The 13,639-nt window shown below is 56.4% G+C and carries 13 protein-coding genes and 1 pseudogene; 2 read left to right on the top strand and 12 right to left on the bottom strand.

The genetic code is table 11. The annotated features are described in order from the left end of the window. Window positions 1-166: 166 nt before the first annotated feature. The 9 genes and pseudogenes from JUB11_RS28975 to JUB11_RS33055 all read right to left on the bottom strand — a co-directional run. Window positions 167-379, bottom strand: coding sequence for a hypothetical protein (locus tag JUB11_RS28975; RefSeq protein WP_207462281.1), 213 nt, complete (start codon window positions 377-379; stop codon window positions 167-169). 169 nt (window positions 380-548) lie between these two features. After that, window positions 549-2,564, bottom strand: coding sequence for a phage terminase large subunit (terL, locus tag JUB11_RS28970; protein WP_207462280.1), 2,016 nt, complete (start codon window positions 2,562-2,564; stop codon window positions 549-551). Between the two features lie 335 nt (window positions 2,565-2,899). After that, window positions 2,900-3,712, bottom strand: a complete 813-nt coding sequence (locus JUB11_RS28965; protein ID WP_207462279.1) for a hypothetical protein — start codon at window positions 3,710-3,712, stop codon at window positions 2,900-2,902. A 28-nt stretch (window positions 3,713-3,740) separates the two neighbouring features. After that, window positions 3,741-4,016, bottom strand: a complete 276-nt coding sequence (locus JUB11_RS28960; RefSeq protein ID WP_207462278.1) for a hypothetical protein — start codon at window positions 4,014-4,016, stop codon at window positions 3,741-3,743. Between the two features lie 266 nt (window positions 4,017-4,282). Further along, the gene (locus tag JUB11_RS28955) at window positions 4,283-4,453 is read right to left on the bottom strand and encodes a hypothetical protein (protein ID WP_207462277.1); all 171 of its coding nucleotides are present in this window, start codon (window positions 4,451-4,453) and stop codon (window positions 4,283-4,285) included. A gap of 1,197 nt (window positions 4,454-5,650) precedes the next feature. Continuing rightward, window positions 5,651-6,787, bottom strand: coding sequence for a hypothetical protein (locus JUB11_RS28950; protein WP_207462276.1), 1,137 nt, complete (start codon window positions 6,785-6,787; stop codon window positions 5,651-5,653). After that, window positions 6,784-7,296, bottom strand: coding sequence for a DUF4365 domain-containing protein (locus JUB11_RS28945; RefSeq protein WP_207462275.1), 513 nt, complete (start codon window positions 7,294-7,296; stop codon window positions 6,784-6,786). Before JUB11_RS28945 ends, JUB11_RS28950 begins: the two co-directional genes overlap by 4 nt. A 533-nt stretch (window positions 7,297-7,829) precedes the next feature. Next, a complete protein-coding gene (locus JUB11_RS28940) occupies window positions 7,830-9,092 on the bottom strand; it encodes a tyrosine-type recombinase/integrase (RefSeq protein ID WP_207462274.1) in 1,263 nt (420 codons plus the stop codon). 384 nt (window positions 9,093-9,476) lie between these two features. Then, window positions 9,477-9,623 (bottom strand): annotated as a pseudogene (locus JUB11_RS33055) (IS5/IS1182 family transposase); the annotation flags it as partial. A gap of 646 nt (window positions 9,624-10,269) precedes the next feature. On the opposite strand from JUB11_RS33055, the gene JUB11_RS33460 reads away from it, so the two are divergent. After that, on the top strand, window positions 10,270-11,139 hold the full coding sequence (locus JUB11_RS33460) for a calcium-binding protein (protein ID WP_207462272.1): 870 nt from the start codon (window positions 10,270-10,272) through the stop codon (window positions 11,137-11,139). Window positions 11,140-11,538: 399 nt separating this feature from the next. Here the strand turns inward: JUB11_RS33460 and JUB11_RS28925 are convergent, their stop codons facing one another. From JUB11_RS28925 to JUB11_RS28915, 3 genes are all read right to left on the bottom strand, one after another. Next, window positions 11,539-11,949, bottom strand: a complete 411-nt coding sequence (locus JUB11_RS28925) for a hypothetical protein (protein WP_207462271.1) — start codon at window positions 11,947-11,949, stop codon at window positions 11,539-11,541. A 738-nt stretch (window positions 11,950-12,687) separates the two neighbouring features. After that, window positions 12,688-12,858 (bottom strand): hypothetical protein, encoded by a 171-nt coding sequence (locus tag JUB11_RS28920; RefSeq protein ID WP_207462270.1) that lies wholly within the window; start codon window positions 12,856-12,858, stop codon window positions 12,688-12,690. 206 nt (window positions 12,859-13,064) lie between these two features. Then, window positions 13,065-13,271, bottom strand: a complete 207-nt coding sequence (locus JUB11_RS28915) for a hypothetical protein (RefSeq protein WP_207462269.1) — start codon at window positions 13,269-13,271, stop codon at window positions 13,065-13,067. A gap of 121 nt (window positions 13,272-13,392) precedes the next feature. On the opposite strand from JUB11_RS28915, the gene JUB11_RS28910 reads away from it, so the two are divergent. Then, a complete protein-coding gene (locus JUB11_RS28910) occupies window positions 13,393-13,638 on the top strand; it encodes a hypothetical protein (protein ID WP_207462268.1) in 246 nt (81 codons plus the stop codon). Window position 13,639 lies beyond the last annotated feature (1 nt).

The raw sequence follows: 13,639 nt of genomic DNA, 5'->3' as shown, positions 1-13,639 counted from the left end.
GGCCGTCATGTTCGGTGAGCGGTTCACAAAGGCCATGAGCGCCTGAAACTGAAATCGCCCCCGCCGAGCACGAAATTCCGGATAGTCCCAGTTTAAGCGCAGCGAGAACCCGCCGCGTCACCTTAGTCAGGCTCATTCGCTGTCCTTAAATGAAAAGAAGCGGCCCTTACGAGCCGCATGTTTGCAGATTGCTAAGGGCTTCACTCCAGACGATGGCTGATGAAGCCTCAATCTCTTGTTTGTTGAAGCGCATTGGCGGAATATGGATGGCTATTTCCTGGTCGAAATCGGCGCGCGTCTTGGGATTGGTGTTCCGGTAAAGCGCGCGGAGGACATTGGTCAGTCCGCCATTCTTCGGATTGGCAACAACCGGATACATCAGTCCTCGTTCCCAAAGGCTTTCCGACGCTTTGAGACGTATCCCACGCCAGAGATGTAAATTGCCTTACCCTCGTCATACATATCAGAGAGATCTTCTTGGTCTTTCACCCTTCGATCTTGTCGCCTCATTCTGGCGTAGAAATCGTTAGAACTATCGTTGTTATTGCTCATTGCTTTCTCACTTCATAGCGGTTTAGGTGAATATCACGGGCCAAGCGAGCTTGATTGCTAAGTTGGCCCAGATATCCCGTGGTGAACTTGGCAAGCTCACGAGTCAGGTGGTCGATTCGGTGCTGGAGGGTCGGATCGGTCTGGCCGTAACGCTGGTCGGTGCGTTGCTGCTCAAGGGCTCGATCAAGTTGGAGACGTATCGAGATCTCGTTCTCATCGACCTCAGCGAACAACTCCAACTCCTCCTCCCCAAGGACCTGACGGCGCAGGGGGAGCCTCCGGAGTTCATCGACGTTCACCCGTGCCCCAGCGACAAACTGAGAGGAATCCGCGGATAGGACAGGACCGATCTCGGCAAGGCAGTAGGCCAGGGCGTCGATGATGTCGTCGTTCTTCAGCTTCCGACCGTCGTAAGCGATGCCGGTGTACTGATTGACGAACTCCGGACCCGTCTCAGAGGTCAGAACGTCGCGGCAGATGTAGAGCTTTCCAGAGCCCAGAGCCGGGCTGATGGCTTCGATGATGCGCCGTCCCTTGGTGGCGTTGCCGGTGTTCCGCTTCTCGGGAATGAGGGGCCACCCGCGAGCCTGGAGGGCGTTCATCAAGACCATGCCGAACGTGCTGGCCTTGCTCTCCTCAATCACCAGCTTGTTCGTGCCATACTGGGCGATGAGGGAAGCGGTTCGCTCGATAGCGTCCTGAACGGAGACGCCTCGAACCCCCGTAGCCACCCGGATCACGGCGCGGCCACCCGCCGTCACTCCCACGATGGACAGGCCGATAGCGTCACGACCACTCAGGCCAGATGCGGGATCTACCGCCGCAACGATCTGGGTATAGGGAGCGAGGTCCGGCGACACGGAACCCACACCGTGCCACTCATCGCCGTCCTGTGTAGACCCACGAGGAAGGCCGACAAGGGCGGGACCACCCCCAGTGATTTCGATAGGAGCTTGCGGGTTCAGTGAGGGCCAGTCGATGACCGGCAACTCACACAGCTTGAGGGGCTGTTCCTTGGTGACGGTGTCGGAGAGATCCAGACGGTAATGCAGGGCGAACAGTTGCTTGGTGACCGTCTTCCGGGTCTGCGCGATGTTCTCGGGAGAGAAACGAGCGGGCCAGCGGGACTCGAAGACCTCCTCACCGTCGATGATGTCGCTGGTGAAGATGCACGCCTGGAACACGGTCCAAGCTTCCGACCGCTTAAGGCGGCCATAGAGGGAGAACGTGGACTGGGGCGTTCCCAGCATCTTCTTCTGAGCGCCAGGGCTGGCGATGAACTCCAACTCCGAAAGGGCTTCCTCCAGCTTATCGACGGCCTCCGGAGTGCCGTCCTTCGGCGTCTCGATATCGTCCCCAATGATGAGCGTGGCACGGAGACCGGTGATCTGGGAGCCGATCCCGCGACAGGTGAGGGAGATGGACATTCCCAGCTTGCCCTTCGCCGGGGCGACCTCTAGCTGAAACGCACTGTCTAATTGTTCGTCATCGGGGCGGAGTTCCTCCAGCAAGGGACAGCCGTCCAGAAACCCTCGCACCGCCTTCAGCATACGTTTGGCATGGCTCTCGGCAGACGACACGACCAACACGACTTCCAGCGGGTTCCGCCAGAGCCGCCAAGACACAAACATGGACGTGATGGTGCTTTTCGCGGAGCCACGGGACGCGAGAAGGACAACGTTCGGGTCCTTGCTGAGGAGGGCGTCAAGAATGTCCTCGTGAATGGGACCCCAATCTTCCCATCCCCCCATGACGGGCTTGAGGACTTGGCAGAAGTTCACGAACGCCGCCCGCTCGTCCTTCATCTCGCCGCCCCCAGCGGGGTCACCAGCGACACGAGTGACCCGCTTCAGGAGTTCGATGAGTTCAGCCCGTTCCTGGTCTGCCTTAGGGTCCTCAGCGATCGCGTAGAGCCTGGTAACCCGCTCCTCCAAAACACGGTCGAACTCCCGCCACTCGTTCTTCTGGTCAGGCCAGCCACGGGGGTGGTCGGGCGCGCCGTAGATGGACACGTAGTCGCCTTTGGGAGGACGACCCCTCTCAACGCCACGAGCCTTCGCCTTCTCAGCCCCTGCTCGGCCAGCACAGGACATGCAGCGGCGGGAGACCCCGTCAGGCTCACTTTTGTTCGGGCGGTAGCTCCTCCACTCGATGGGCTTGGTTTCTCCGCATTCGCTACAGGTGCGGGGCTGGCCGAGTCTTGCCTCATAGGCGGGAGGTAGCTTCAGCCCCGTTGAGCGGGGCGGTACGGTCTTGCTCACAAATCAGGGTCTCCAGAAACACGAAGGGCGACCCAAAGGCCGCCCCGCGTGAATGTCGTCAGTTCAGGAAGGAGAGAGGCGGGGCCTTAGCCGATCCGCAGTCCCATGCGCCGCGCCGTGATGATGTCGGTCTTGGTCTCACGACCACCCACGTTGACCTTTACGGTCGGGATGTCGGCAGATGGCTTGCTGTAGACGTACCGGTGGGCGAGGTCCTTGAAGCCCGATGCGTCACCGAGGAACAGAGCCCGTGTGAAGATGCTGGCAAGGTCCATCTTTGGAACGTTGGCGTTGACGTACGCCCAGAACCCGTCGGAGTCGGTAGCACCGAAACCGGCAACATAGCGGTTAACCGCATCCTCTACCGATGCCGCTTGGTACCGGATATCTTCCTGAACCTTGGAAAAGGGAATGCCGTGACTCTTGGCGAGCATCTGAAGGGCCTCAGGGATGCGGTCGGGGTTCATAACGACCTCACCCAGGACGGCGACGGGATTGGCTCCGATGCTCTTGATGGCTCCACTCCAGTTGGAGAAGGTCTCTGACGCGATGTTATCGACCTCCAGAGCCTCCGAAAGATCGTCCTCCGGCTGCTCCTTGGCGTAGCGCTCATCGACACGCTTTGCGATCTCCTCGTGGGAGGCGTCCTGGTACTGACCATCGGGGCCACGACGGACAAAGCCACGGGATTCCGCCTGTTCCAGGGTCATCTCGACACCCTGAACCGTGACCCGGTCAGTGGGAGCGAGTGCCTTCATAACCAGCCCGCCATCGTGCGAGCGAGCGGACGCAAGGACACCGGTCGAGTCACGGACAGCAGCAATGGGCTGGACGGTGTGGGACGTAGCGGTGGCTTGCGAGACCGTGACGGTAGCGGTCGGAGTAACGGTATCAGTCATGATAGTTCCTGAATCTATTGTGGAGTGATTATGCAAGAAGCGAGGAGAGAGGCTGATCGTTGAACAGGATCGCGTCATAATGGAGACGGCTTTCCAGCAACTCACCAGTTTGCAGCTTTGAATACGTTCCAGCCTTAACCGATGATGTAACGCGCGGCGATTCACGCAAGGAACAAAGACTGCTATTCATTGACCACTTACCGCCAACAAACTGGCCAATAACATGGGCGGTCAGGCTGTCGTCCGAGCGAATGGAAACGGTGTAGAGGTCTCCTGAAAGAGACTGGTACTGAAAATTGAACATGGTTGTTCCTTATCAGGGTAGAATGTCGGAAAGGCAAAGCTGGCCTTCGACTATAAGCGCGTCCGTGTTAGTGTTTCCGAAACCACGAGTGCATAGGTCGCGGTAGGTTCCAGGAATGAAACGGAACGGGAAACCGTCCGTGTAACCGATAGCCTTCAGGGAGCTGTCGTTCTTGTTTCCGACAAGATATGCGTCCGCTCGCTCGGAGGGCTGGGCAATGACCGACCAGATATTACCGGAGGTCGGGTTGATGAAATGGAAGCCGATCAAAGAGGGCGACCTTCGATGGCGTTCGCCGTCTTTCGCAGGGCATAACGGATCACATCGGATAGACTTCCATTGGAGCCCTGATTACGCACTAGGGTGCGGATGATCTCAATATCGGGTTCAAGATCGGTACGGAGGATGAAGCAGACGCGCTTGTTCTTCTTCGGCATGAGGAGATCCAATCAACAGAGAGTACGGCGGATACGGCTGAGAGTCGCAAGGTCCCAATGATGACAGCCGACCACACGCCGTTAGGCGTGAGATCCGACCAAGATAGAGGGAACAGGAATTGGGAAATGCCCTAAGGGCTTCACATACGACGGCTTAAGAGTGACTTAAGAGTCTTACGTATGACGATACGTAAGAGATTATGTTATGTATTCTACTTATGAGTAGGACGGTACGAGAGACGTTACGAGACACTATATGTTTATCGTAATGTCCCCCTCTCTCGCATAGGTCCGAATAATCGGTACTGGTCGAGCGACGAGCGGGAATTATGCTGTTCATATGCCAAAAAATGAGAGGTCCCTAGCATCTCAGCTAAGGACCTCACACCCAGGAAACATGACGACTAAGGTTCCCCGATACTCGGTTTCTCGGGTGATAGGGCGGAATAAATGGCATACCAGATAAGGTGTCGTATCGTCGTTATGGCATACCTGATGTGGTGTCGCAGGGTGTACGTAGGAGGACGTGCGAGGGACTGAAAGGATGCCAGGGAAGGCCATAAGCACACAAATATCAGTGTTGAATTAGATCGTGCTGCTTCAGTCTGGACGCGAACCCTCAGCCCCTCGGCTCGGCCTCATGCGTCCCTCGCTTGGCATCGCTCGTCACTCGTGGCAGCATCGAGCCGCCGATCCCGTGCGGAGCTAGGTCAGAGATGAGTAGCATCGCATAGGATTAGGGTGCGGACTCCAGTCTCAGGCAAAAGCACCCCGACTTTCCATAATTGCCCTTGTGCGACTTTCAATCCGAGTCAGATCAATGACTTACGGGATGCCCTGAGATTATTTGCATTCCTATACTATATATAGTGGGTCGCCCCAGGCGATTAACCATTTGCCTTGCCTGACTCGTGTCTCATTCAGGAATGCGGTCCGATCAACGTGCAAGACTGAGGAGGGCTGAAGGCTGGTCGGCAGGGCAGGGAAGGCACCCCCGCCCGCCCTCGCTCGTGACCCCTGGAGGTCGTTAGGGGTGGCACGGGGGAACGCGCGTCTGCGTGCGTGCGTACATGGCCTCTCGCGAATGTGGCCCTGTACCCAGCTTGCTGATAGCAAGCCAGAGAGCATGAATATGGATGGGATCGTCATTCGTGATGTCAGCGGTGCTGACATCAATCCAGTTCTCGGGCAGTGGCATCAGTAGATTATTGCAAATTCAATAGGACGTTCTATGACGCTTCTTCGTCCATTCTTTTCGATGTTTCCACGGCATTGAATCTCTTTGCCGTCGCCATGAGCCTCCACAGCTATATCGTACTCAGCGCCAAGAAGCGCAACTTGGACTTTTCTCGGGCTTTCAGAGGCAATGTCGAGTACAACAACGCGACCAACATCGCTGCGTGGTTCCCTTTTAAGTGATACAACATAACCCTGAATTACGGCGTCAGGCTCGTCTGCATTTGCACGTAGGAAGTTGGCAGCATCCTCGAACAATGCTTTATCGCTCCTAAGCAAAGTAAAGTTGCTCTTTATATCGTCTCTCATCGGACGCCCCGCTGCCCAATTGAGATCTAATCCGATCTCGCCATCGCCCCCAGCGCCTGATAAATTGGCAAGTGCTGAGCAAAGATTTGCACTAACGCCATCTCGAACGACCTCAGAGAAATCCGATATTGTTCCCTGTCGAGCGACTGACAACGCACTTTCAACAGCTACACAGAAACGTTTTGTTACCCGCCTCGAAAAAGGCTCGATACTATCGCCTGGACGCTCGTCAAAGAATTGGTTCAGATCGGTCGCTGTCCTAAGCGATGGGACGGGTGATTGAATTGCAAATATGAAGCTACCTTCTCTTGTGTGCCCTAGCCTCAAGCTTTCCAAATAGCTAGAAACTTCCTTCTTTTGCCTGGATTGATAAACAGCCTTACGCATCACCTCTGCGGAAGCTGAGAATGTTAGTGCATCGAATCCATCGCGTACCAGAGCTAAACCATCAGTGAGCGGGATCGTCTGGGCCCCTATCGGAGTTTCGCGTCTGAGGGTGAGTACATCCGCTTCAGTCCCTAAGAGATCTTCATAAACGAAGTTAGCATCTCTCGACTCAACAAGAGAAAGAGTGTCAATGATACGCTCTACGAAAAAGGGATAGTTCTTGTCGCCCTCATGACTCGGAACGAACACCTTGATATCATCGCCGTCAATGCTTTTGCGCCATGGCACAAGGAAGCCATCTGACGAGTTATCCTTCTGCCACTCCTTCGAGCGCAGGTAAATTTCAATGGAGCTTGCGTCCAGCGACTCAAGGCTGTGACGATCCGGAAACCGATTCATCATAACGGCTCCTTCCTCCCAATGCGCCCCATGATGGCGCGTAACGATCTGGGTGTCAGGCGTTTCTTCGTAGGTATACGGATCGTCACATTATCGGTATTGGTCAATGCGGGAAGCCCCGTCAGGCACTTCCAATAAGCACACCGCATTAAGGTCAATCCGTTTGAATTTTGATGCAGCCAGGGAGCCGGATGATGCGGAAGTGCGAGGACAATCAGAATTCGCGGTATATGGGATGCTACGTCCCGAAGATCATCATAGTTGTTTACGGGAATTGGGTAACGAATTTCCCGGCCGTAGTGTATATTTTGAGATGTGCATTTTAACTGTACGCCTAAAAACGGAGATGATGTCTCTCCTATCTTCCCTTTTGCATGAATGATGCAATCGATGCTGTCATTGTCGACTGCAAGATTACCGACGATGAGGTCTGCGTAGGTTGCCACGGCATGCAAAAAAGCAACGCTGAACTGCTCCTTCTTCGCCGATTTCGCTAAAATTGGCCCATACATGCGCACCTCCCATCTCGCGAGGAGGTAACTACAAGCGGTGGGAGAATGCAAGAGCTGCACATAACGAAACGCGCGTATCATCGTGGTGTGAGGGACGCTCATGCACCTTGCTCACTGATCCATTTAAGCTCAAACCGCACGCCTCCCTTAGCCCCACACTCGTTGCACTTCAGGTGCTTGGATAGCTCTCTAAGGGTCACGTCGGGTCCCGCAGAGCGTGCCAGCGTCATCGGATCGATATCCCGCATGGTGTGGCACGCCTCGCACACAGCGGATAGGACCGCGACAGGGCGAAACAGATCTCCAACCCTCACTGCATAGAAGGGGATGATCTTGGCTGGCCCGTTCTTGGTTCGTTCACTCATGGGGATGAGGATGGAGCGGGAACCGGGTGCGGTCAAGGGAGGGGGTTAAGGATCATTGGCCGGGGCTGCAAGCCCCTCAGGCACGGGCAGGAGGCGTTCTGAGGACGTAGGGGCTACGAGGGTAGCTGGGAAGTGGCGGAACGAATGACGCCCGCGCCCCCGCCCCTATTAGCTGGGATACCCAATCAACTCCAGTGCCTTGCGCTTTGTATCGATAGACGTTCCACCTGAGTAGAGCCCATACGTCATCGTGGGCTTGTCGTGCCCCAGGATGTCAGCCGACACGTTCTCAGGCACTCCCGCGTCCTCCAATAGGGTCGCTACGGTCTTCCGGAGGGAGTGGTAAACGTGAGCCTCTCCGAACCCGAGAGCCGCCTTCAGCCGCCCAAACCGCTTTCCTATGGCGTTGCTGCGGTCCCCGTACTTGTTGGGCGTTAGGCCGGATAGGACGTACCCATCCTCACTCGATCCTAAAAGCCGATCCATTGTCGGCTTGAGCTTCGAGTGGACAGGGACCTTGCGCCAACCAGCGGCGGTCTTGGCGTCCTCGATAGCGATCACGTCATGCGCGACCTTATCGACCTTCAGTGCGCATAGCTCCTCGATCCGGGCTCCGGTCCACATCCCGAGTCGGATGAGGTCGGCAAGAGGCTTGTCGTTCTTCTCTACGGCAGCGTTGAGGAGCTTCACGACCTCCTCAGCGGTGAAGGGCTGGCGGTCATCCGAACCATTCTCTTTTTTCGATGCCTTGGGCATAGAGAGCTTTTCGAAGGGGAGAGCATTCTCCGACACAGCTTCGATGGAGGTCAGGTAAGCCCAATATCCTCTTAGCTCCGACAGAGAACGACGGATGGTGGCGACAGCCTTCCCACCTTCGCCAAGCTTGTTCACCCACCGCTGAACGGTTTTTCGCTGAACATCCTGGAGGTATGGGAACTCCTCAGCGAACCGCTGGACCGTTGCCCGCTTCATATCAACGGTCTTGGCTTCGTTGTTGAGGGTTCGGAGATACTCCTCCAGATGCTCATCGAGCCGCGTGAGTTGCCCTGTAGCGATCCCTATGAACCGTGCGGCCTGGTCGTGAGGCTCGGTACCGGTGTCCTCAGGGTTCTCCCCATCATGCACTCGTGCGATCCGGCGGGCCTTGTGCATGATGCGATGCCGAATGACGCCCCGTTCATGCGTAGGGGCATTCTCCAGGATCTTGCGCCAGAACAGGGCGTCCTCCTCAATGGGATCGGTGGAGCCCTTACGCGCCTTTGAGATCTCTGAGAGCCACTGAGCCTCCAGGATTGCTGCACGCTGGCGGGCGGTAGCCTTATCCTCGGTCTCAAGGCTTTGGACGAACCTTCGCCGACCTAGTACGCCCTGTACGTCAGAGGGAATGTCATGTAACGCGTACCATCGTTGGCGGCGCTTCTCCAGGTACATAGCAACCCCGTTCCACACACGTTTCCCACACACGTTATCTTCAGAAAACGGTAGAAATCAAGGATATCAAGGGGTGCGTGGGGGGATGGCTTCTCCTCCTGCTGGGGTCGCCACCGCTCTTGATCAGCGCTTAAACTGTTATAGTAGTAGGTTTTAGAGTTTTCGCTGAACCATTCTCCACACTTTTTGTGGGCGGTGTGATGTCATGGCGAGGCAAGCGAAACGAGAGGCGAGGTGGTGATAGCTTCTCCTTTTCGCGGTGTACGAAAAGAGCCCGACCGATAACGATACGGGCTCTCTTGTGTACGTGAGGGCAGTTGGGGTCAGTCCGTCACCCTTGCGACAGTCTGTTACGTGGTGCCGCCGCGGGCGTGTCTGCCAAGTTCAGAGCCAGAGAAAGAACGCCGCGATGGTGGTTATGGCGAGATAGTTGACGGCGTGTTTCTCATGCCGCGTGGTGATCCGGCGAACCTGCTTCAACCTGTTGATCAGGCGCTCCACGCAATGGCGCTGTCGATAAGCGTCTCGGTCAGAGGCGTGGTCGCGCATTTCATTGCCCTCGGTCGGGATGATCGGTTCGATGCAGCGCCAACGCAAGGATCTTCGGTCACCAGCAGTGTTTCTTTTGACGGTGAAGCCGCGCGTGAGCAGGAAGCGCGACAGCGAGGCGGAATGAACCGTGCCCCGCACTCGGCTTTCAGCTTGGCCGCCAGTTCGGGCATGGTGATGTCGCCCTGCGCCTCCACCCAGCCGATCAGGCACTCGGCATAGGGGACCAGCTTGCCGCCGCCGGACGGGCGCCCTTGCCGCGCCAGCTTCAATTTGGAGGACAGGTAGGGCAGGCGGCAGCATATCACGAATCCTTTTTGGAGGTTTCTGGGTGAGAGAGCCGAACAATCGGAACGAGGCGCGTGGAAGACGATAGGAAACCGGCAGGAAACGCTCTGAAAGCGTAAGGGCTACGAAGTGAGAGCATAGGTAAAGCGCCTCCTGACCGTGTTTGATGGCCTTATAATATCGCCTAAAGAGATCTTATGCGCTTGGCTTGCCACTTATCCGATCCGTGGATGAGTCAATGCGAAAACAACCACCTTACCGCTTGGATTCGGTTAACCTTTAATTAGAAAATACATCCAAGAATTCCGAGCAATTGCAAGTCCGTACCTGGAGAATGGAAGTGGCAACAGTCTCAGTAAGCAACAGCTATGATGTCGGCTTCGATTTCATGTTAAGTGACATCATTGATCTGTCAGAGCATAATGTTCTCGAGGTTACGGAAAGCTATGTTAGGACGTCGAGTCATTATGAAAATGAAATTTTCGTTGCAGAGTTTTGGGGGTCGTTTTCTGGCGGCGGTATGATCCCTATAGATGGTGTTGTGAAGATTATAAATGATGACATAGGCCGAGGCGGCAGCCCCGCTGCTCCTGGCATTGTTATTTCTGATATAAATACAACTTGGGCTGAATTGAACTCCGGAGCTCTCACCTGGGGAGATGTACTATCGGGAAACGATAGCATAATTGGTGGGATGCATGGAGATATTATTTACTCTGGTTCAGGAAGCGATCATGTGCTAGGGGCAGTCGGAAATGATAGCATTTACGGTGCACAGGCAAATGATACCCTGTCTGGAGGTCAGGGCGATGACTTCATCAACGGCGGTCTCGGCAGTGATTTTTTGAAGGGCGCTCTTGGCAATGACGTCCTAAGAGGTGGATTGGACAGCGATATCATCCAGGCAGGAACCGGGGAGGATATCATTTTCGGTGGCGCGGGTGATGATTGGGTTACTGGAGGGGCTGGGAACGATACTGTAACCGGTGGCGCCGGATCGGACGTCTTCGTGCTTACTCCAGGAATGGATACGGACGTGATTATCGATTACCGCTACGCTGAGGGCGATATGATGCGCGTGTCATCCGGCAGTATCGTCTCGAACACTTATGACGCCTCAGGAAATGTTGTTCTCTCCTTCGCACAAGGTGGAACTGTAACGCTGGTCGGCGTAACCGACCAAAATACTCTGAACTATGCCTATTTTTGAGCGCCGATCAGATCTGGCCAAAGCTTTGGTTTTATCTTCCACCGCTCTTGCCGAGGTCTCCGCCTAACCGATTCACTTCAACTCAAACCGTATGCCACCCTTGACTCCATGATCGTTGCATTTCAGGTGCTTCGATAACTGCCTGTGCTTCACATCCGGTCCTGCGGAGCGTGCCAGCGTCATCGGGTCGAAAACCCGCTTGGTGCGGCACGCCTCGCACACAGTCGACAAGACGGCGACAGGGCGAAACAGGTCGCGAACCTTTACTGCACAGAAAAGGATTATTCTGGCCGGTTCGTTCTTGGTTTATTCGCTTGTTGGCTTGCGGATGGAACGGGAACCGGGATTGGTCAAGAGAGAGCCTTAACGGTAACGCAGATTAAGCTTCAATGGCCGGCTTCAATGGACAGGCTGCAGGAATGGAGCATTAGGCTCACTGACCTGAAACAGATAACCCGAGACTGGTTCAATTTCGCTTGGGTTGATGCCGCGCATACGAACGTTCACCGGTTCTAGCCATGCTTCACCAGCCTTGATGGTTTTGGACTCCCGGCCCTCCATTTCAATGATCATCGTTCCATGGGTGACCACCACGGTAACTGGATAGGGATGGGTGTGCCAGTCGGTAACGCCCTTTGGCCCCATCGAGGCCGCGATGACGCGGACCTCGTGCTGCATGCCCGCGGCGATATCGCCTGTGGGGGCCTTGAGCATCATCTTGGAGGAACTTGTCGGTTTGTCGTCCGCGATCACACCGGTTGCCAAGAGCAACGCACAAAAGGTGAAAGCACATGCGGGCATCAGGCGCATTTAAGCCTCCAATGAGATACCAGCCGGACATTCGCTGATCGTCTCATAGCAATGGCGGCTCAGGAACTCCTCCAAGCGGAGTACGGCGCATTGAGGCATGGGAGCGGAAGCCCGTCGGACACGGGTGGGGAGCGTTTTGAGTGCTAGGAGCGACGGTTGCCTCACTCTGACGGGCGGTAGCCTTCTTCAGCTTCGAGACTTTGGACAAGCCTGCGCCGTCCTGAATACGTCCTCCACGTCGGCGGGAATGTCATGCAACGCGTGTCATGAGGAGCCTGCCGACGGCATGAGGCATCGCGAACCATGATGCCTGCACCCGCTAACCCTTCGGTAACCATACTCTGGTTATAAGACCTCTGGCCGGGCGGTGATGCTGCTGTCCGGTCAGGTCCATAGAACTGTTAGCGGATGGAGGCTCTCGTGGTTCGTCTGGGGTCCGTCTCCACGGTCTTGGCGCTGTTGCTCCTGATGAGCGTCGTCGCGTTCGCCCCCACGCCGATGCGCGTCATGGTGCTTACGATGAGTGCTTTGTTGGCGGGGTTTTTCGTGGGAAGGCAGGCGTGATACTAGGCGTGCCAGCAAGGTGCTCAGTGAATTGAGCGTGCCAAAGGGGGCCGGCCAAGGATGCCGACGGACCCCTTGCTTCCTTGAAAGCGGTGGGGGCAGAACGGCTTCAGCCAGCGGCCGTTTTGTTTACCCGAAACTGCTTCCATCCGTGCCCCAGGGCACCTTTACCGATCAAGAGGCTTTCTGTCTCTTTTCCCGCAGGGAAAGCTCCAGCTCGATTTCCTGCCGGCTCTTCGGAGCGTTACGGACCGGATGGACATAGCACAGGCTGCGGGTCAGTGAGGCGACGCGATAGACGGCCGCACTGGCCGACAGCGGCGAGCAAAGGGAAATGGTGCGCATCCGGTCCTCCTGTTTCTTCGCTGTTGCTCACCGGCATCACCCGAGGGAACAGCGTGCGATGCGCACGATTTTAGCCAACTGTGACCGAAAAGCCATGCGTTTGGATGGTTGAGCGGCGATGTGAGGAAGCCCGAATAAGGGCCTGGAAAGACTGCTAAAAAACGAAGAAAGCAGGGTAGGGCGGCTGTGAGAAGAATGGGCCGCGCTCAGTTCCGGTCCCGCGTTTCGCCATCCCGCCGCAAGGAGGCTTCCTCCCTGAGAGCGCCGGCCACGCCCTTCCAGATGGCCTGCGAGTCGCGGTCGCCCTTCTGGGCCGCCAGGGCCGCGTAGGCGGCGGCTTGGCGTTTCGCACTCTTTCCATAGCGGCCGAGCAACAAATGGGCGATCGCCCAGAGCTGATGGCGTCGGTCCATGGCTCACCTCCTCCCGGTGGGTCGCATCGCGCCGAAGCGGCTTGCGGAACCGCCCGCCAGGGGGCACGTTTCAACAGCGACGCGTGGGTCTCCGACCACATTCTCCGAAAGAGGTCGTTCATTGGGTTGGATCGTCAAGACGCTGGTGCTCTGTTTTGTGGTCGGCTTCCTGATTTCCTTCTTCGAAATCAACCCGGCCACGATCTTCACGAGCACCTGGGAAACGGTGCAGGAGGTCATCGACCTCACCGTCGGGATCGGCGGCTGGGCGCTGCCCTACATCCTCATCGGGGCGGTGGTCGTCGTGCCGTTGTCGCTGATCGGGCTGGTGCTGCGCTGGATGCGCGCCCGGGGCCACCGCTCCTGAT

The sequence above is a fragment of the Azospirillum sp. SYSU D00513 genome (assembly GCF_017356015.1).
Taxonomy (GTDB): domain Bacteria; phylum Pseudomonadota; class Alphaproteobacteria; order Azospirillales; family Azospirillaceae; genus Azospirillum.
This window is presented reverse-complemented; position numbering and strand designations above follow the sequence as displayed.